The sequence below is a fragment of the Kosakonia cowanii JCM 10956 = DSM 18146 genome (assembly GCF_001975225.1).
GTDB classification, from domain to species: domain Bacteria; phylum Pseudomonadota; class Gammaproteobacteria; order Enterobacterales; family Enterobacteriaceae; genus Kosakonia; species Kosakonia cowanii.
The window spans coordinates 828145-848222 of record NZ_CP019445.1 but is presented as its reverse complement, the minus strand read 5'-3'; the positions used below and the strand labels follow the sequence as shown (position 1 = coordinate 848222).

Here is a 20078-nt window from a genome sequence, read left to right as displayed (position 1 = left end):
AGGTTTACCATGCGACATACGATGAAATCCCTTTTGCTGGTTGGCCCGGCAACGCTGACCATCGCGGTTTTGTTTCTCTGGCCGCTCGGCTATTCGCTGATCTCGGCTTTTACCGACGAGACCCATGCGTTAACGCTGGCGCACTTTGCGAAGATGTTCTCGCTCTACTCCAGCGATATCCTGTTTACGGTGATCATTGTGCTGGTGTCGCTGGCGATCCTCGCACTGCTGTCGATAACGATTTCCGCCATCATCGTGCTCTCACCCTGGCAGGGTATTGTCCGGGCGCTCGCTTTTCTCTACCGCCTGCCGCTCTTTATTCCCTTTATCGTTACGGCGCAGATGATGCGTACCTTTCTGGCGAAAAACGGTCTGATGAACAATGCGCTGGTGGCCGCCGGGCTGTTAACGCCGACAGAGACCACCTCGCTGCTCGGCTGGAGCGGGATCATTATTACTTTCGTCTGGAAACAGATGGCCTTCTCAACCCTGCTGATTTGCGGGGCGATGGCGGCGGTCGATCGCAGCCATATTCTGGCAGCTCAAAACCTCGGCGCGTCGCGCGTTCGTATCCTGTTGGACATTATTTTGCCGCAGGTTTTACCGACTATCGGCGTGGCGATGGTGCTCTCGACCGTGACGATGATGTCGGTACTTTCGGTACCGTTGATGATTGGCACCGGCACGCCGACCATGATGACGGTGGATATGGCTTTTCGCGTCAACTCGTACGGTGATTACCCGGTCGCCAACGCGATGGGCGTGATCTCTTATCTGATTTGCGCCGCGCTGTCGTGGTTCTATTTACGCCATACGCTGCGGGCAAAAGGGGAGCAGGCATGAACAGGTTACGGCAAAAAATTCGCGGCAGCTTTCTTTTACAAACGCTGCTGCTCACCTTCCTGGTGCTGGCGCTGTTTGGCCCGCTGCTTAATTTACTGATCTGGACGGTGGCGGAGAGCTGGTTTTTCCCCCATGCGCTGCCGAGCCAGTGGGGTCTGAAGTACTGGAACCAGGTATTTAGCCCCTATAGCGACATCTCCGGTTCACTGGGGGTAAGCGTGCTGATTGCGCTGCTGTCGGTGCTGGTCTGTCTGCTGATTTCGGTGCCGGCGGGTTACGCGCTTGCGCAGCGAGGAATGCCGTGGCGCGCCTTCTTTATGCTGCTCTTTTTGATTCCGCAGGCCTTTCCGAATTTAACGGTCTATATGAATGTGGCGCGGCTTTTTTATCAGTGGGGATTAAACGGCACGATTGCCGGGGTGGTGCTGGTGCACAGCGTGCATGGGTTGATCTACTCAATCTGGATCAGCGTTGCGGCGTTTTCGTCACTCGATCCGCTGCTGGCGAGGGCATCGCGCAATCTGGGTGCCGGGCCGCTCTATACCTTTTTCCACATTACTCTGCCGCAGGCGGCGCCAGGGTTGATTGCGGCGAGTATCTTCGTCTTTCTGGAGTCGCTGGATGAGTTCACCGCCACCTTTTTTGTCGGCGCGCCGGATATCACCACCTTGCCGATCCTGCTCTATACCGCCAGCATGTCCGGGAATTATCAGATCTCGTCGATTACCGCGCTGATCCTGTTAGTGCCGTCGGTGCTCTTTATGCTGGTTATTCAGAAATTTATGCGCCCGGAGATGCTGTCAAAGCTGGGGAAATAGCGCTTTGCTGGGGGGATCATCCGGGCCGGCTGCTTATCAGGTCATCACCATCGGCCACTCTGGCGGTGCGTTGCGGGTCATCTCTTCCCACACCGACGCAAAGTGTTGCCAGATTTTGGCGAAATCCATCACCGACAGGCCAAGCAGGCCGGTGGCAAACCAGCAGGCGGCTGCCAGCCCCATGCCGCTGCTGATCACCGCAAGCCCAAAGTAATCTGAACGGCGAAAACGAATGTTCAGCGTACTGGCCATAAACATTAAAAGTGCGCTCAATAACTGCCAGCGGAACAGCACCACGCTGGTGGTAAGGGTTGCCATCTTACTATCCTCAGGAGAATCAAACACCTGGCGAGCAAAGGCCTGCGCAGCGCGCGAAAGCAGTTGTCCGTCGGGTTAACACAACAATGTAAAAGTGGGGTTCCGCATACACGGAATTTGTGAACTCTATCACATTTGCTGTTTTATTCACCAGTACAAAAAGAGAGCTTTTTTAGTTTTTTAAGTCGGCAAAAAGCGGGTCGCAACATTATCGTCGCCGGGTGAGATCGCGCACATTGAATATTTTTATTTAACTTACTCTTGCCGGGAAATAAAAAATAAATTTTACATAAGCGCAGCAATAAAACGACAAAATCGCGATAACCGTGGTCATGAGGATGTTCTGATTGTGGAAACGCGCCACCTTATAAATTGCCCTGTTTTTCGCCAGATAATTAAGCCTGCTTATATTATTAAGCGTGAGTACATTATGACTTAACTATTAAGCACCGGTTTATGCTATGGCTACTTTTAGCCGGATATTTGAGTGAAAAATAGCCAATGTCGGCACTCTATTACCTATATGGTCACTCCCTCTTATTCCCGGTCGTTTCGCCTTAGGGAACGGCAGGACGAAATATTTAGTTAAATATAAAACCAGGGGCACACTTTTAGTTTGCCTTACGGTGGAATATTCTCAGCATCGTTAAATATCAGGATCCGGAAGAGAAAAGTCAGTTGCTAATGATCAGGGTTTGATGCAACGTAATCACCTGTTTCTAAAAGCCTCCTGCCCAACAATATAAAAGGCACATAAAATGCATGGATTTCGGCGGACATGAAGCTCAGTGTGCCTCATAAAATGCTCAGAATTAGCGGAATGATACTGGTGGTTCTTATCCCGGTAATGATCTCGCTATGGGTTGCGCATATCCATGCCGTAAAAGAGACGCGCACGCACCTGCGCGCATTTGCCCGCCAGGCGCTGAATAAAACCGATCTTGTTATCCAGCAGGCAGATAGCGTACGCCGCGCGGCAGAAAACTATCGCGGCACGCCGTGTACGCCGCAACATCGCGACGTGATGCTTAATATTGTTCATGGCAGCCAGTATGTCGCCGATCTTATTTATGCCCAGGGCAACCACTTTTTATGTTCCAGCGCCGTTACCCCCGCGCAATCGTATGCTATTTCACCAGCGGATTATGAAGGGAAGCATGGCACGGCGCTCTATTACTATCGCGACACCCCTTTTTATGCTGGCTATAAAATGGTCTACGTGCAGCGGGGAAATTATGTCGCGGTGATTAACCCGCTGACCTATAGCGATGTGACATCAGACGATCCGCGTTTAGCGTATGGCGTTTACGATACGCGCTCCGGCGGCTTTTTCTCGCTCAGTAAGAACGCGCGCCTGAAGACCTTTGCATCGCTAATCCACCGCCAGGATAGCTCTTTCTTACTGGGCGATCGCTTCTATACCATTGCGTATGCACCCTCACGGCCTATCGCCATTATTGTTTCGACGTCGCGCGAAAACTATTTCCACTCCCTTTACCGGCAGGCGGTCTTTACGCTGCCGTTAGGGATGGTCTGTAGTGCGCTGATCTTTTTTATCTGGACGCGAACACGGCGGGAAATTACCTCCCCACGCCGCAGGCTCCACCGCGCTTTAACCCGTCGTCAGCTTCGCCTTCATTACCAACCTATTATTGATATTAAAAACGGTACCTGCGTTGGCGCCGAGGCGCTATTGCGCTGGCCGGGTTTTAACGGTCAGGTGATGAGCCCGACGGAGTTTATTCCGCTGGCGGAAAAAGAGGGCATGATTGAGCGCGTGACGGATTATGTCGTCGATGAGGTATTCAATGATTTAGGGGATTTTCTGGCGGTGGTGCCGAATCTCTATATTTCCATCAACCTGTCGGCCTCTGACTTCCACTCGTCGCGCTTAATTTCGCTGATTGCCAACAAAGCGCGCGACTATGCGGTGCGCGCCGAGCAGATCAAAATTGAAGTGACCGAGCGTGGCTTTATCGATGTGCCAAAAACCACGCCGGTGATCCAGGCGTTTCGCCAGGCGGGGTATGAAGTGGCGATCGATGATTTCGGCACCGGCTACTCCAACCTGCACAACCTCTACTCGCTGAACGTCGATATCCTGAAGATCGACAAATCCTTTATCGACACGCTCTCCACTAACAGCACCAGCCACTTAATTGCGGAACATATTATTGATATGGCGCAGAGCTTGCGGCTGAAGATCATTGCGGAAGGGGTGGAGACGGCAGAGCAGGTCGCCTGGCTGCTTAAGCGCGGCGTGCAGTTTTGCCAGGGGTGGCACTTTGCGAAAGCGCTGCCGCCGCAGGAGTTTAAACGCTGGGTGCAGCAGCCGCCTTCGCTAAAGTGAGTTACGCCTGGTGGCGATAGTCGCTTGGCGTACGATCAAACTCGCGGCGGAAGACGCGCGAAAAAGTTTGCTGCGAGACGTAACCCAAATCCATCGCAATATCAAAAATCGGCCGTTTAGTGGTGCGCAGCGCTTCGGCGGCCAGCAGCAGACGGCGCTGGCGAATGTACTCCCCAAGCGTTTGATGCATCACCGTGCGGAACATCCTCTGCAAGTACCACTTTGAATAGCCTGACTTTCTGGCGACAACATCAATGTTCATTGGTTGGTCGATATGTTCATCAATCCATTCAATCAAGGTCTGAATAATCTGCTGATGGGACATAAAGCTTCCTCTTTCCCGATTCGTCGTTTTGTCTGCGGGCGAGTATAATTCCTCAAGTTAACTTGAGGTAAAGAGGTTTTATGGAAAAGAAAACGCCGCGAATCAAAGCCCTTCTCAGCCCCGGTGAAGTGGCGAAGCGCAGCGGGGTTGCCGTCTCAACGCTGCACTTTTATGAAAGCAAAGGGCTGATAAAGAGTTCGCGCAATGCCGGTAATCAGCGGCGTTATCAGCGTGATGTATTGCGCCATGTGGCGATTATCAAAATCGCGCAGCGTATCGGCATTCCGCTGGCGACCATTGGCGAGGCCTTTGGCGTGCTGCCGGAAGGGCACACGCTGAGTAAAAAAGAGTGGAAAGCGCTCTCTTCCCAGTGGCGCGAAGAGCTGGACAGACGTATCCACACGCTGGTCGCTCTGCGCGACGAACTGGATGGTTGTATCGGTTGCGGCTGCTTGTCGCGCAGCGACTGCCCGCTACGCAACCCTGGCGATACGCTGGGCAAACAGGGGCCTGGCGCGCGGTTGCTGGAAGATGAGTGAACTTAAAAAAACTAAAGCGCCCGCTGGGGCGCTTTAGTCGTTTTCCGGTCATTGTCTTTCGCTCTATCCCGCATCGAAACGGGAGGGTTTCCCCCGACATCAACACCCCTTGTGTAGCGAGTAAGGTTCCGGTTTGTGCTGACAAAATAAGTATAGAAGCTCATCGCCTCTCTGCTCGTTTTTTAAGCGCTTTCATTATGATTTTTTCGGCGCTTTGCCCGCGCTTCTCTATAGTTAAAACGAATATAAATGCGGGAGAGAATCATGCTTACAGTGCACCATCTGAATAAATCGCGCTCGCAGCGCATCCTCTGGGCGCTGGAAGAGTTGGGCGTTCCCTACAATATCGTGCGTTATGAGCGGCAGAAAAATATGCTGGCACCGGACGCGCTGAAAAAAATTCACCCGTTGGGAAAATCGCCGGTGGTGGAGGATAACGGCTTTATCCTCGCCGAATCGGGGGCGATCCTCGAATACCTGCAAGAGACCTACGACACGGAGCAGCGCTTCAAGCCGCACGATGCACAGCAGAAGATCGATTACCGCTTCTGGCTGCACTACGCGGAAGGCTCGCTGATGCCGCTGCTATTAATGAAGCTGGTGGTAGGGCAACTCGGCAAACCGCCGGTGCCGTTCGGTGTGCGCAGCGTCGGCAAGCTTATCGGGAAAGGGATCGAGAATGCTTTTTTAAATAAGCAGCTGGAGACCCACGCGCGCTTTATTGAAGGGGAGCTGGCGCACCGCCCGTGGTTTGCCGGTGATGAACTGAGCATGGCGGATGTGCAGATGAGCTTCCCGGTGTTCGCCCTGCTGTCGCGCGGCGGCATTGAGAATCTGCCCAATCTGCAGGCGTGGAAGAAACGCGTTGAAATGCGGCCAACCTGGAAACGCGCCATTGAACAGGGCGGCCCCTTCTCGCTGCCCGGCGAGTGAGAATGTTCGTAGAATGTTGCAAAGTTGCGCATCGACGATAACGTTTGCGCATCCGGCGGGCAGTTCTTAGCCGCTTTCGGCGATATTTGACAGAAAGCGGCAAAGTTTGGTTGAAAAGCGGCGTCTAAACGCTGGATAATCGTTTGCCTTTTTTTGACCACCCGTCGGATGCGCGGAGTTAAACGTTTGCTTTTTTGTGACCCCTTGTCACAACGCAGCACAGGGAGAAGACGTTTGACCGGCAGTGGACTGTCCACCACGCATGCCAACGCACAATAAAATTCTCAGGGGATGTATCTATGTCTACGCCATCTGCGCGTACCGGCAGTTCGCTTGACGCACTGTTCAAAATTTCTGCCCGTGGCAGCACCGTTCGTCAGGAGATTGTGGCCGGTTTAACCACCTTCCTGGCGATGGTTTACTCCGTCATCGTGGTGCCCGGTATGCTGGGCAAAGCCGGTTTCCCGCCGGCTGCCGTCTTCGTTGCCACCTGTCTGGTCGCCGGTGTCGGCTCCATCGTGATGGGGCTGTGGGCCAACCTGCCGCTGGCCATCGGCTGTGCGATTTCACTTACCGCCTTTACCGCGTTCAGCCTGGTGCTGGGCCAGCAGATCAGCGTCCCGGTTGCACTCGGCGCTGTGTTCCTGATGGGTGTGCTGTTTACCGTTATCTCCGCCACCGGCATTCGCAGCTGGATTTTGCGTAACCTGCCGCAGGGCGTTGCGCACGGCACCGGTATTGGTATCGGCCTGTTTCTGCTGCTGATCGCCGCCAACGGCGTTGGCCTTGTGGTTAAAAATCCGATTGATGGTCTGCCGGTTGCCCTTGGTCACTTCGCCAGCTTCCCGGTGATCATGTCGCTGATTGGCCTGGCGGTGATTATCGGTCTGGAGAAGCTAAAAGTGCCGGGCGGCATTCTGCTGACCATTATCGGCATCTCCGTTGTCGGCCTGATTTTCGACCCGACCGTGCACTTCTCCGGTATTTTCGCCATGCCATCCCTGAGCGATGACAAAGGCAACTCGCTGATCGGCAGCCTCGATATTATGGGCGCGCTCAACCCGGTGGTGCTGCCAAGCGTGCTGGCGCTGGTGATGACGGCGGTGTTTGACGCCACCGGCACCATCCGCGCGGTCGCAGGGCAGGCGAACCTGCTGGATAAAGATGGGCAGATTATCGATGGCGGCAAAGCGCTGACCACCGACTCCCTGAGCAGCGTCTTCTCTGGTCTGGTTGGCGCGGCGCCGGCTGCGGTCTATATCGAATCGGCGGCGGGCACCGCAGCGGGCGGCAAAACCGGCCTGACGGCGATCACCGTCGGCGTGCTGTTTATGCTGATCCTGTTCCTCTCTCCGCTCTCCTACCTGGTGCCGGCGTACGCCACCGCACCAGCGCTGATGTATGTAGGCCTGCTGATGCTGAGCAACGTGGCGAAAATCGACTTCGCCGACTTCGTTGACGCCATGTCGGGCCTCATTACCGCCGTGTTTATCGTGCTGACCTGTAACATCGTGACCGGCATTATGATCGGCTTCGCTTCGCTGGTGATTGGCCGCGTGGTATCGGGTGAATGGCGCAAGCTGAACATCGGCACCGTGGTGATCGCTATCGCGCTGGTAGCGTTTTATGCCGGCGGCTGGGCTATCTAATCATTAAACATTCGGACAATGGGCAACTTCGGTTGCCCATTTTTTTGCCCACAGCCCGGTTGCTTTGCGTTAAGCTGAAAGGCCCCGTCTCAGGTCTGATGCGGGTATAACAACACACTGCAAACAGGGAACGCATGGAAATCTTCTTTACCATTCTCATCATGACCCTTGTGGTATCGCTCTCCGGTGTTATCACTCGAGTTCTGCCGTTTCAAATCCCCTTACCGCTGATGCAGATCGCCATCGGCGCGTTACTCGCCTTACCGACCTTCGGTTTGCACGTTGAGTTCGACCCGGAACTCTTCCTCGTGCTGTTTATTCCGCCGCTGCTCTTTGCCGACGGCTGGAAAACGCCGACGCGCGAATTCCTTGAGCACGGGCGCGAGATATTTGGCCTCGCGCTGGCGCTGGTGCTGGTCACCGTGGTGGGTATCGGCTTCTTAATTTACTGGATGGTGCCAGGTATTCCGCTGGTGCCCGCCTTTGCGCTGGCTGCGGTGCTGTCGCCAACCGATGCTGTGGCACTCTCCGGCATCGTCGGGGAAGGGCGCATCCCGAAAAAGATCATGGGCATCCTGCAGGGTGAGGCGCTGATGAATGACGCCTCCGGCCTGGTGTCGCTGAAGTTCGCGGTCGCCGTGGCAATGGGCACGATGGTCTTTACCGTCGGCGGCGCCACCGTCGAGTTCTTCAAAGTGGCGATTGGCGGCCTGCTGGCCGGTTTCGCCGTCAGCTGGCTCTATGGCCGTTCGCTGCGTTTCCTCAGCCGCTGGGGCGGGGACGAACCGGCCACACAAATCGTGCTGCTGTTCCTGCTGCCGTTTGCCTCATACCTGATTGCCGAGCATATCGGCTTCTCCGGCATTCTTGCCGCCGTCGCCGCCGGGATGACCATCACCCGCTCTGGCGTGATGCGCAGCGCGCCGCTGGCGATGCGCCTGCGCGCAAACAGCACCTGGTCGATGCTGGAGTTTGTCTTTAACGGCATGGTGTTCCTGCTGTTGGGCCTGCAACTGCCAGGAATTCTGGAGTCCTCGCTGGTGGCGGCAGAAGCCGATCCCAATGTCGAAACCTGGATGCTGTTTACCGATATCCTGCTGATTTACGCCGCGCTGATGCTGGTGCGTTTTGGCTGGCTGTGGGTGATGAAGAATTTCAGCCGTCGCTTCCTGACCAACAAGCCGATGGAGTTTGGCGCATGGAGCACCCGCGAGCTGCTGATTGCCACCTTTGCCGGTGTGCGCGGGGCGATTACCCTCGCCGGTGTACTGTCGATTCCGCTCCTGCTGCCGACCGGCGATGTCTTCCCGGCGCGTTATGAGCTGGTGTTCCTCGCCGCCGGGGTGATCCTCTTTTCACTGTTTGTCGGCGTGATTGCCCTGCCGATGCTGTTGCAGCGTATCGAAGTGCGTGACCACGCCCAGCAACAGAAAGAGGAGCGCATGGCGCGCGCGGCGACCGCCGATGTGGCGATTGTGGCGATCCAGAAGATGGAAGAGCGCCTGGCAGCGGATACCGAAGAGAATATCGATACCCAACTGCTGACAGAGGTGAGTTCGCGGGTGATTGGTAACCTGCGCCGCCGCGCCGATGGGCGCAATGATGTGGAAAACACGCTGCAGGAGGAGAACCTCGAACGCCGCTTCCGCCTGGCGGCGCTGCGCTCGGAGCGTGCTGAGCTTTATCACCTGCGCGCCACGCGGCAGATCAGTAACGAGACGCTGCAAAAGATGCTGCACGACCTCGATCTGCTGGAAGCGCTGCTGATCGAGAACAAGTAAGCAAGACAGCAATGCCGGATGGCGGCTGCGCCTTATCCGGCCTACAAAACCGTAGGCATGATGCCAACCCGTAGGCCTGATAAGCGCAGCGCCATCAAAACTGCAGGCATGATGCCAACCCGTAGGCCTGATAAGCGTAGCGCCATCAGGCATTCAACGGCTCCAATGCCTCTCTTTATGCGTGGTGCGCCGCCTTCTTCAACCGCGCGACCAACTCAAACTCGTTGAAATTGACCGGCCGCTGCTGCTGGAGAGAGATATTGCCCGCAATGGCGGCTGTGCCTTATCCGGCCTACAAAACCGTAGGCATCATGCCAACCCGTAGGCCTGATAAGCGTAGCGCCATCAGGCATTCAACGGCTTCAATACCTCTCTTTATGCGTGGTGCGCCGCCTTCTTCAACCGCGCGACCAACTCAAACTCGTTGAAATTGACCGGCCGCTGCTGCTGGAGAGAGATATTGCCCGCAATGCCGGTCAATATCGACATCGCCCCCGCGCGGTGATCGGCTGCGCGTTGCAATGGATCATGCTCCGGTGTGCCAAACAGATCCGCCAGCATTGCGTTATCCCCGCCGCCGTGCCCGCCTTCGCCGAGGGTAAACTCCGCTTTCCACGGCGCGGCAAACATCGGGAAAACGGTGATATCACACGAAGTCAGGCTCCCCTCATTCGCGCGCTCGCCGCCCGCGTTCACATAGGATTTCTCGACGATTTTCATCTCCAGCCGCCCGAGGCTGCCGTTAAACACCACGTTCAGCCCTTCCCACGGCAGATAGGTGTTGAGCGAGTAGGTCAGCTGGCACTGATTCTGGTACTTCACCAGCACCGACATCGTATCTTCAATGGTGATGCCGTCGCTGAACACGCTCTGATCGCGCCAGTAGTTATCCTCATGTTCCGCATCAAGATAGAGCGCTTTTAACTGCGGGTTGTCGGCCATATGCAGCGCAAACGGATCGTCCTGGGCAGCGGCATAGCCGTGCGTGCGCGGGTAGAAGTGCGTCACGCCGCGCTTTTCGGCATTCTCTTTGCCGTAAAAGCGCAGGCCGCCCTCGGCGTAGACCCGCAGTGGGAAGCTGTCGAGCCAGAAGTTCATCAGATCGAAATGGTGAGTCGATTTATGCACCAGCAGGCCGCCGCTGTTGCGCTTCTCCCGGTGCCAGCGGCGGAAGTAGTCCGCGCCATGTTCGGTATTGAGCAGCCACTCAAAATGCACCGAGTAGACCTCGCCGATGGTGTTGTTCATCAGCAGTTCACGCACTTTGCTGTGGTGCGGCGCATAGCGATAGTTGAAGGCCACGCGCACGGTTTTGCCGGTCTCTTCAATGGCATCAAGAATACGCAGCGCGCGCGTCTCGTCGATGGTCATCGGTTTTTCGGTGATCACATCACAGCCCGCGCGCAGGGCACGCACGATATAGTCATCGTGGGTTCTGTCCATGGTGGTGACGATAATCGTATCGGGCTGCGTTTCGCGGATCATCGCCTCAAACTGCGCCGCCTGCCAGGTGGGAACGGAGGCCGCGCCCTCCTGCATTAACAGCTGGTTGGCGTAATCCATCCGCGTCTGGTTGGTATCGCAGAACGCCACCATGCGGGCATTCTCTCTCCACTGGCCGCCAATGGCGGAAATGTACAAACCGGCACGCCCGCCCGTGCCCACTAACGCATAGCTCTTCATCGCATCCTCTCTTATGAATTGACTTGCTGAATTAATGGAACGTTGTTTCAATTCGATGAGGTTACTGTAGCGCGATGGCGAAATATGCCTATGGCAGAGAGGGGAAAGTGTGATCCCCGGCCAAAAGTGGCCGGGGAGAGAGGGAGGTTAGTGCGCGCGGCCCTGCTCGATACCGACGCCGGTTTGTGAGCGGATAAACTGGGCGCGGAACAGCTCGCGCTCGCGTTTGCCCGCTTCGGTATTGTCGGTCGCCGAGAAGACCCAGATGCCGATAAAGGCCACGGCAATGGAGAAGAGCGCCGGGTATTCATACGGGAAAACCGGTGCGGCATGGCCGAGGATCTGCACCCAAATAGTCGGGCCAAGCACCATCAAAATCACCGCCGTCAGCAGGCCGAGCCAGCCGCCAATCATCGCCCCGCGCGTGGTCAGTTTCGACCAGTACATCGACAGCAGGATAATCGGGAAGTTACAGCTTGCGGCGATAGAGAAGGCCAGCCCCACCATAAAGGCGATGTTCTGATTCTCGAACAGAATGCCCAGCAGGATAGCCACCACGCCGAGGATCAGCACGGTGATTTTCGACACCCGCAGCTCCTGGCGCTCCGTCGCCCCTTTGCGGAAGACGTTGGCGTAGAGATCGTGCGACACCGCCGAAGCGCCCGCCAGCGTCAGGCCTGCGACCACCGCCAGAATGGTGGCAAAGGCGACGGCGGAGATAAAGCCGAGGAACAGATTGCCGCCCACAGCATCGGCGAGGTGCACCGCCGCCATATTGTTGCCGCCAATCAGCGCGCCCGCCGCATCTTTAAACGCCGGGTTCGCGCCGACCAGCATGATGGCACCAAAACCGATGATAAAGGTCAGGATGTAGAAGTAGCCCATAAAGCCGGTGGCGTAGAGCACGCTTTTACGCGCTTCCCGCGCATCGCTGACCGTAAAGAAGCGCATCAAAATATGCGGTAAACCGGCAGTACCGAACATCAGCCCAAGGCCTAACGACAGCGCCGATATCGGATCTTTCACCAGCCCCCCAGGGCTCATGATTGCATCGCCTTTCGGGTGCACCGCCATCGCTTCGCTAAACAGGTTATTGAAGCTGAAGCCGACATGTTTCATCACCATAAAGGCCATAAAGCTGGCACCGAACAGCAGCAGCACGGCTTTGATGATCTGCACCCAGGTGGTGGCGAGCATGCCGCCGAACAGCACATACATCACCATCAGCACGCCAACCAGCACCACCGCGATATGGTAGTTCAGGCCGAACAGCAGCTGGATAAGCTTGCCCGCGCCGACCATCTGCGCGATGAGATAGAGCGCCACCACCACCAGCGAACCGCAGGCAGAGAGAATACGAATCGGCCCCTGCTTCAGGCGATAGGAGGCGACATCGGCAAAGGTGTAGCGCCCGAGGTTACGCAGCCGTTCGGCAATCAGGAAGAGGATGATCGGCCAGCCGACGAGGAAGCCGAGGGAGTAGATCAGCCCGTCGTAGCCAGAGGTGTAGACCAGCGCCGAGATACCGAGGAACGAGGCGGCAGACATAAAGTCACCGGCAATCGCCAGCCCATTCTGGAAACCGGTGATATTGCCGCCCGCCGTATAGTAATCGTTGCGCGAGCGGACGCGTTTTGAAGCCCAGTAGGTGATGTAGAGGGTCAGCAAGACGAAAATCAGGAACATGATAATCGCCTGCCAGTTGGTTGGCTGGCGTTGTACCGCGCCGGTAATGGCATCAGCGGCATTTGCCGCCAGCGGAAGTGTGGCGGCAAGCGCCGTCAGGACTCTCTTCATGGCGCTTTTACCTCGCTCAGTACCGCCCGGGTCAACCGTTCAAACTCACTGTTGGCGCGCCAGACATAGACCGCTGTCAGCACGAACGAAATCAAAATCACGCCGATACCAATAGGAATGCCGCGCGTGACGGTGGTGCCCGCATGCAGCGGCGTGCCGAGCCAGTGCGGGGCAAAAGCGATAAGCATGATAAAGCCGACGTAGATAATCAGCATGATGATGGATAAGAGAAAGGCAAACCGTTGCCGTTTTTCAACTAACTCCCTGAAATGCGCACTGTTTTCTATCTGCTGATAAAGGTCGTTCATCGCAGGTCTCCAGAGGTTTATAGGGGCTTTCTTTGCCGGATGGCGACGTAACGCCTCTTATCCGGCCTACAACCCGCACGGGCTTATGTAGGCCGGATAGGGCGTCAGCCGCCATCCGGCGTAATGATTATCTTCAAAGCCAGCCGGATAACGACGTCCAGCGCATCCGGCCCAGGGTTACGACGGCATCGTAATGGACTGCTTCTCTTCGAGCAGTTTCTCCACTACGCCCGGATCGGCGAGGGTTGAGGTATCGCCGAGGTTGCTGGTATCGCCGGCGGCAATCTTGCGCAAAATGCGGCGCATGATCTTGCCGGAGCGGGTTTTCGGCAGCGAGTCGGTCCAGTGCAGCACATCCGGCGTCGCCAGCGGGCCAATCTCTTTACGCACCCAGTTCCGCACATCGGTATAGAGCTCCGGCGACGGCTCTTCGCCGTGATTGAGCGTCACGTAAGCGTAGATCGCCTGGCCTTTGATATTGTGCGGAATACCGACCACCGCCGCTTCGGCGATTTTCGGGTGCGACACCAGCGCCGACTCAATTTCCGCCGTGCCGAGACGGTGGCCGGAGACGTTGAGCACATCGTCCACGCGCCCGGTGATCCAGTAGTAGCCATCCTCATCCCGGCGCGCGCCGTCGCCGCTGAAGTACATATTTTTAAAGGTGGAGAAGTAGGTCTGCTCGAAGCGATCGTGATCGCCAAACAGCGTTCGCGCCTGGCCCGGCCACGAGTCGGTGATCACCAGGTTGCCTTCGGTCGCGCCCTCAAGCGCATTGCCTTCGTTATCAACCAGCGCAGGCTGTACGCCAAAGAAGGGGCGCGTGGCGGAACCGGCCTTCAACCGGGTTGCGCCGGGCAGCGGGGTGATCATAAAACCGCCGGTTTCCGTCTGCCACCAGGTATCCATCACCGGGCATTTGCCGTTACCGATTTTCGACCAGTACCACTCCCAGGCTTCCGGGTTGATTGGCTCGCCGACGGAACCCAAAATGCGCAGCGAAGAGCGGTCGGTGCCGGTAATCGCTTTATCTCCTTCCGCCATCAGGGCGCGGATCGCCGTCGGCGCGGTGTAGAGGATATTGACCTTATGCTTATCCACCACCTGGCTCATGCGCGCCGGTGTCGGCCAGTTCGGCACCCCTTCAAACATCAACGTGATGGCACCACAGGCCAGTGGGCCGTAGAGCAGGTAGCTGTGGCCGGTGACCCAGCCAACATCCGCCGTACACCAGTAGACGTCGCCCGGATGGTAATCAAAAACATATTTAAAGGTGGTTGCCGCATAGACCAGATAGCCGCCGGTGGTGTGCAAGACGCCTTTTGGTTTGCCGGTCGAACCGGAGGTGTAGAGGATAAAGAGCGGATCTTCCGCGCCCACTTCCACAGGCTGATGCTCATCGCGGGCAGTCGCGGTTAAATCGCTCCACCAGAGATCGCGCCCTTCATGCCACTCGATATTGCCGCCGGTGCGCTTGAATACCACCACATGTTCAACGCTCTTCACGTTGGGGTTTTTCAGCGCGTCATCGACGTTCTTCTTCAGCGGGATCGCGCGCCCGGCGCGGACGCCCTCATCGGCGGTGATCACTAAGCGCGAGCTGGAGTCGATAATGCGCCCGGCAACCGCTTCCGGCGAGAAACCGCCAAAAATCACCGAGTGAACCGCGCCAATACGTGCGCAGGCGAGCATCGCCACCGCCGCTTCCGGCACCATCGGCATATAGATCGCTACCACATCGCCTTTTTTAATGCCCAGATCCACCAGCACGTTGGCAAAGCGGCAGACATCGCGGTGCAGTTCGCGATAGGTAATGGTTTTGCTCTGGCTGGCGTCATCGCCTTCCCAGATAATCGCCGGCTGGTCGCCGCGTTCGGCGAGATGGCGATCGAGACAGTTCGCGGCCAGGTTCAGGGTGCCATCCTGATACCAGTTGATGGAGATATTGCCGGGCGCGAAAGAGGTGTTCTTAACGGTGGTGTAGGGTTTCATCCAGTCGAGGATTTTGCCCTCTTCGCCCCAGAAGGTCTCCGGGTCGCTAACGGACTGCTGATATTTGGCTTCATACTGCTGTGGATCGATCAGGCAACGCTCCGCAATGTTCGCGGGAATATCGTGTTTATGTATTTGGCTCATGGCGGTTGCTCTCCTTGTAAGATGTTAATAATATGTCACAAGAACGTTAATTGTAGGGCCTTTGCCTGCTTTGTTTATTATTTGCGCGATAGATCACGCATTAGGCAACGCAACTGCAAATTGGCAAAACCGTTTGTGCCGAACCTGAAAGGCGCTAAAAAGCACGCGGAGAGAGAAATCTCCTTCATAACAGTACGTTATGGAATAAGGCGATTTGATTACCGTGCTATTTGCTGGATAAAAGGTGAACAAGCGTAAGCACCTGAAAATAAACCACTGAACCAATAGGCTCTTAATAATTTTCGTCATGGATTATTCACTCTTTAAATAGAAAATGGCAGTGGAAATTTCGGTGTGGGATCGGTTGTACGACATTTCTGATGATTAAAAAGTGCGCAACCGAACAATTTCAGTGTATTAATTTCCAAAGTTAAATATTGGAATTACGCAGAGTGAAAAGTTTTCTATAACAAGTAGTTATTTTTCATAACTGGAATAAAAGACGGTTTTTCCTTAAAAAATCAGTCAAACCCCCTCCCGCTATAGGGTTGCGCGTTACACCTTGCAAATGGTACTGATAATGCGCGTTAAAAACCCCCGCAATACCGTGCAACGCAAATCATACCCTTTCAGTATGTGTCGTTCCTGTGCATGGAATGGCGCTTCATTGAGGATGTCTGTAGTGATGAAAAATATGAAAATCAGCCTGGCCTGGCAGATATTGCTGGCTCTGGTGCTGGGTATTCTTCTGGGTAGTTACTTGCATTATCAGAGCGATAGCCGCGAATGGCTGATTGCGAATTTCCTGTCTCCGGCGGGCGATATCTTTATTCATCTGATCAAAATGATCGTGGTGCCGATTGTGATCTCCACGCTGGTGGTGGGTATTGCAGGCGTTGGCGACGCGAAGCAGCTTGGTCGAATCGGCGCGAAAACCATTATCTATTTCGAAGTGATCACTACGGTTGCGATTGTGCTCGGCATTACGCTGGCCAACGTCTTCCAGCCGGGCGCGGGCATTGATATGTCGCAGCTGGCCACGGTGGATATTTCGAAATACCAAAGCACCACTGCGGACGTGCAGAGCCACGCTCACGGTCTGATGGGAACCATCCTGTCGCTGGTGCCGACCAACATTATCGCGTCGATGGCGAAAGGCGACATGCTGCCGATTATCTTCTTCTCGGTGCTGTTTGGCCTGGGTCTCTCGTCGCTGCCGGCAACGCACCGCGAACCGCTGGTAACCGTCTTCCGCTCCATTTCCGAAACCATGTTTAAAGTCACCCATATGGTGATGCGTTACGCGCCGGTTGGCGTCTTCGCGCTGATTTCGGTGACGGTCGCCAACTTTGGTTTCGCCTCGCTCTGGCCGCTGGCGAAGCTGGTGATCCTCGTTTATGTCGCGATTATCTTCTTTGCGCTGGTGGTGTTGGGTCTGGTGGCGCGTGTCTGCGGGCTGAGCGTCTGGACTCTAATCCGCATCCTGAAGGATGAGCTGATTCTGGCTTACTCCACCGCCAGCTCGGAAAGCGTGCTGCCGCGCATTATCGAAAAGATGGAAGCCTACGGCGCGCCGCCGTCGATCACCAGTTTCGTGGTGCCGACCGGTTACTCCTTTAACCTCGATGGCTCGACGCTTTACCAGAGCATCGCGGCAATCTTTATCGCCCAGCTTTATGGTATCGACCTGTCGCTGTGGCAGGAGATCGTCCTCGTGCTGACGCTGATGGTGACCTCGAAAGGCATCGCCGGTGTGCCGGGCGTGTCGTTTGTGGTGCTGCTGGCGACCCTTGGTAGCGTCGGTATTCCGCTGGAAGGGCTGGCGTTTATCGCCGGTGTTGACCGTATCCTCGATATGGCGCGTACCGCGCTGAACGTGGTCGGCAATGCGCTGGCGGTGCTGGTGATCGCCAAGTGGGAACACCAGTTTGACCGCAAAAAAGCGCAGGCCTACGAGCGCGAAATGCTGGGTAAATTTGATAAAACCGCCGGGCAGTAACCGGCGCAGGCTCCCCGGCGCACGAGTGTCGGGGAGCGTTTCTTTCCTTTGCTGTCGCGAAAACGACGCGCCTCTCATTTCTCCACCTCCCTCTCTCCAACTTATTGACACCCTTTATGTAAATGCCATGCTGATGCCTTCGAACCGGCAGAAGGATGGACGCAAGTATGGTTTCGCATAAACCCGATGATGAGCAGAGCGACGCCGCTTATCGCCGCGTGCGGCTGGAGGATATCGCTACCCGCTGCGGCACGTCGCTTAGCACCGTTTCGCGCGCGCTCTCGGGCGAGAAGGGAGTAAGCGAGACGCTGCGCGCCCGCATTCAGGAGGTCGCTCGCGCCATGCGTTACACACCGGCCCAGGAGATTGGCGGCACGCGTATTGTGCTGGCGGTGTCGCAGGCGGCGATGCTCGATTACAACCGCTATCAGTTCAGCTGGTATGTACTGCAAGGGTTAAAAGAGCGGGCAAAAGTGCTCGGCGTCGAGCTGACGACCCATGCCCTGAGCGGCCAGGATGACCCGGCCTTGCAGGCGCTGCTGAGCGAACCCGACATCGGCGGCGTGCTGGCGTTAACGGTGGATGACCCCGGTTTTCTCACCGCCGTGGCCGGGCTGCGCAAACCGGCGGTGCTGGTTAACAGCGAAGATCCGCTGATGCGCCTCTCCAGCGTGCTGCCCTGCAACCGCTCTGCCACCCGCATGGCCTGCGACTATCTGATTGCCCACGGGCACCAGCATATTCTGTTTCTTACCCATCCTGGTCGGCGCACCATTACGCAGCGGGAAGAGGGGTGGCGGGAAGCGATGCGCGATGCGCACCTCTCCTGCGACGAGGGCGATATTCTCACCGTGACCGACTGGCTGCCGGAGCTGGCCGAGCAGGCGGTGATGGCGTGGTTTGCGAAGGGGAAACACCCGCATACCGCAATTCTGTGTGCCAATGATTCGCTGGCGCTGGGGGCGATGCAGGGGCTGACAAAACTGGGCATCGGCGTGCCGGAGGCGGTGTCGGTGGTCGGCATGAACGATCTGCCGCAGGCGGAGTTTGCTTCCCCGGCGCTGACCACGGTGCATCTGCCGGTGCAGGAGATGGGCACCCTCGCGCTGGAGCTGTTGCAGGATATGATTGCCGGCAGCGTTGAAACCCCGCGGCGGATTGAGCTGGCCTGCACGATGGTTGAGCGTCAGTCGGTAGCAAAACGGGGCGCCGAAGCGTCCCCGTTTTAAGCGCGAGCGGGCTAATCGAATTTCGCCCGCTCCATTTTTGGCACCAACAGCAGGTACATCACGCCCCAGGCGACCAGATAGGCGACAGAGCTGATGGCAAACAGCGCCCAGTAATTGCCAGAAGATTCCAGCACGGCACCAATAACCGTTGAGAAAATCACGCTGCCGATCATGCCGAAGGTGCTGCCAATCCCGACCACAGAGCCGACCGCCGCGTTGGGGAAGAGATCGGAGACCGAGGTCAAAATATTCGCCGACCAGCCCTGATGCGCCGCTGCCGCCAGACCGACCAGCGCCACCGCTGCCCACAGATTATCGACCTGGGTGGCGGCAAAAATCGGCGTCACCAGGCAGGCGCAAATCAGCATCGTGGTTTTACGTGCTTTCGCTGCGCTAAAGCCCATATTCATCAGCTTGCCCGGCAACCAGCCCGCGCCAAGACTGCCGACAATCGCAAACAGATAGATCACGATCAGCGGTAAACCTAAGCCCTCCATATTCAGCCCGCGTGACTCGTTAAGCCACTTCGGCAGCCAGAAGAGGAAGAACCACCAGATCGGGTCGGTCAGCATCTTGCCCAGCGCAAACGCCCACAGCTGGCGATACTTCAGCAACTGCGTCCATTTGATGGCGGAGACATTCACCGCCTCCTCTTTGTCCTGGCGGATCCACGTCAGCTCTTCCTGGGTGGCTTTATCGCTCGCTTTACCAAAGGCTAAAAACCACGGGATCAGCCAGACAAAGCCGACGCCGCCGAGGATCAGAAACGCGCCGTGCCAGCCGTAATGAATGGCGATAAAGGGGATCAATGCCGGTGAGATCACCACGCCAATGTTGACCGCTACGCCAAGAATACCGGTCGCCAGCGTGCGCTCTTTTTTCGGGAACCAGTCGGAGATCACTTTCATCGCCGCCGGGAAGTTAGCCGCTTCGCCCAGCCCCAAAATCACGCGCACAATCATAAAACCGACCACGGTGCCGACCACCGCGTGCAGCATGGCGGCGGCGCTCCACACCACCATGGCGATGGCGTAGCTGATGCGTGTGCCGAGCTTGTCGATAATACGACCGCACACCAGCGTGCCGACGCCGTAAGCAATGGTGAAGGCATTTACCAGCCAGCTATATTCGATCTGCGTCCAGCCGATATCCTTTTGCAGCATCGGTGCCAGCAGGCCGAGGATCTGCCGGTCCATATAGTTGACCGTGGTGGCGAACACCAGCATCGAACAGATCACCCACCGGTAGTTGCTTTTCGGCTTCGCCACCGCGCGGGCGGGGTTGTGGATCGCATTCGGGTTAACGTCGTTTTGCGCCGCCGCCTTTGGGCTGCGCGCCTTATCAATTTGCGTTTCCATAAACTGTCTCCC

The 20078-nt window shown here is 56.5% G+C and carries 16 protein-coding genes; 9 read left to right on the top strand and 7 right to left on the bottom strand.

Going from position 1 to position 20078, the window contains the following annotated elements; genetic code table 11:
- The first annotated feature begins 9 nt into the window (after window positions 1-9).
- Together BWI95_RS03905 and BWI95_RS03900 are read left to right on the top strand one after the other, a co-directional pair.
- Window positions 10-843 carry an ABC transporter permease gene (locus tag BWI95_RS03905; RefSeq protein WP_076769041.1) on the top strand — a complete coding sequence of 278 codons (834 nt, stop codon included), beginning with the start codon at window positions 10-12 and terminating at the stop codon, window positions 841-843.
- Window positions 840-1661 carry an ABC transporter permease gene (locus BWI95_RS03900; RefSeq protein ID WP_076769040.1) on the top strand — a complete coding sequence of 274 codons (822 nt, stop codon included), beginning with the start codon at window positions 840-842 and terminating at the stop codon, window positions 1659-1661. Before BWI95_RS03905 ends, BWI95_RS03900 begins: the two co-directional genes overlap by 4 nt.
- Before the next feature lie 36 nt (window positions 1662-1697).
- Here the strand turns inward: BWI95_RS03900 and BWI95_RS03895 are convergent, their stop codons facing one another.
- The gene (locus tag BWI95_RS03895) at window positions 1698-1979 is read right to left on the bottom strand and encodes a YjcB family protein (protein ID WP_023478396.1); all 282 of its coding nucleotides are present in this window, start codon (window positions 1977-1979) and stop codon (window positions 1698-1700) included.
- Window positions 1980-2757: 778 nt separating this feature from the next.
- On the opposite strand from BWI95_RS03895, the gene BWI95_RS03890 reads away from it, so the two are divergent.
- Window positions 2758-4329: an EAL domain-containing protein gene (locus BWI95_RS03890; RefSeq protein ID WP_076769039.1), complete on the top strand. Its 1572-nt coding sequence runs from the start codon at window positions 2758-2760 to the stop codon at window positions 4327-4329.
- 1 nt (window position 4330) lies between these two features.
- On the opposite strand, the gene soxS is transcribed toward BWI95_RS03890, so the two are convergent.
- Window positions 4331-4654 (bottom strand): superoxide response transcriptional regulator SoxS, encoded by a 324-nt coding sequence (soxS, locus tag BWI95_RS03885; RefSeq protein ID WP_042712678.1) that lies wholly within the window; start codon window positions 4652-4654, stop codon window positions 4331-4333.
- 80 nt (window positions 4655-4734) lie between these two features.
- On the opposite strand from soxS, the gene soxR reads away from it, so the two are divergent.
- The 4 genes from soxR (at window position 4735) to BWI95_RS03860 (ending at window position 9556) form a co-directional block, all read left to right on the top strand.
- Window positions 4735-5193, top strand: coding sequence for a redox-sensitive transcriptional activator SoxR (soxR, locus tag BWI95_RS03880; RefSeq protein WP_076769038.1), 459 nt, complete (start codon window positions 4735-4737; stop codon window positions 5191-5193).
- Between the two features lie 264 nt (window positions 5194-5457).
- The gene (locus BWI95_RS03875) at window positions 5458-6126 is read left to right on the top strand and encodes a glutathione S-transferase family protein (protein ID WP_076769037.1); all 669 of its coding nucleotides are present in this window, start codon (window positions 5458-5460) and stop codon (window positions 6124-6126) included.
- 299 nt (window positions 6127-6425) lie between these two features.
- On the top strand, window positions 6426-7775 hold the full coding sequence (gene ghxP, locus BWI95_RS03865) for a guanine/hypoxanthine transporter GhxP (RefSeq protein WP_042712688.1): 1350 nt from the start codon (window positions 6426-6428) through the stop codon (window positions 7773-7775).
- Between the two features lie 134 nt (window positions 7776-7909).
- The gene (locus tag BWI95_RS03860) at window positions 7910-9556 is read left to right on the top strand and encodes a Na+/H+ antiporter (protein ID WP_023478511.1); all 1647 of its coding nucleotides are present in this window, start codon (window positions 7910-7912) and stop codon (window positions 9554-9556) included.
- 375 nt (window positions 9557-9931) lie between these two features.
- On the opposite strand, the gene BWI95_RS03855 is transcribed toward BWI95_RS03860, so the two are convergent.
- The 4 genes from BWI95_RS03855 to acs all read right to left on the bottom strand — a co-directional run bounded on the left by BWI95_RS03855 (window position 9932) and on the right by acs (window position 15480).
- A complete protein-coding gene (locus BWI95_RS03855) occupies window positions 9932-11239 on the bottom strand; it encodes a Gfo/Idh/MocA family protein (RefSeq protein WP_054803075.1) in 1308 nt (435 codons plus the stop codon).
- A gap of 147 nt (window positions 11240-11386) precedes the next feature.
- On the bottom strand, window positions 11387-13036 hold the full coding sequence (gene actP / locus BWI95_RS03850; protein ID WP_076769036.1) for a cation/acetate symporter ActP: 1650 nt from the start codon (window positions 13034-13036) through the stop codon (window positions 11387-11389).
- The gene (locus BWI95_RS03845; RefSeq protein ID WP_054803074.1) at window positions 13033-13344 is read right to left on the bottom strand and encodes a DUF485 domain-containing protein; all 312 of its coding nucleotides are present in this window, start codon (window positions 13342-13344) and stop codon (window positions 13033-13035) included. Before BWI95_RS03845 ends, actP begins: the two co-directional genes overlap by 4 nt.
- A 177-nt stretch (window positions 13345-13521) precedes the next feature.
- The gene (gene acs, locus BWI95_RS03840; RefSeq protein ID WP_076769035.1) at window positions 13522-15480 is read right to left on the bottom strand and encodes an acetate--CoA ligase; all 1959 of its coding nucleotides are present in this window, start codon (window positions 15478-15480) and stop codon (window positions 13522-13524) included.
- Between the two features lie 685 nt (window positions 15481-16165).
- Between acs and gltP the strand changes: the two genes are divergently transcribed.
- Both gltP and BWI95_RS03830 read left to right on the top strand, forming a co-directional pair.
- Complete coding sequence (gltP, locus tag BWI95_RS03835; protein WP_181162182.1) at window positions 16166-17479, top strand: glutamate/aspartate:proton symporter GltP; 1314 nt, start codon at window positions 16166-16168, stop codon at window positions 17477-17479.
- Between the two features lie 167 nt (window positions 17480-17646).
- Window positions 17647-18708, top strand: coding sequence for a LacI family DNA-binding transcriptional regulator (locus BWI95_RS03830; protein ID WP_054803085.1), 1062 nt, complete (start codon window positions 17647-17649; stop codon window positions 18706-18708).
- A gap of 11 nt (window positions 18709-18719) precedes the next feature.
- Here the strand turns inward: BWI95_RS03830 and BWI95_RS03825 are convergent, their stop codons facing one another.
- Window positions 18720-20066 (bottom strand): MFS transporter, encoded by a 1347-nt coding sequence (locus BWI95_RS03825; protein ID WP_083699319.1) that lies wholly within the window; start codon window positions 20064-20066, stop codon window positions 18720-18722.
- Window positions 20067-20078 lie beyond the last annotated feature (12 nt).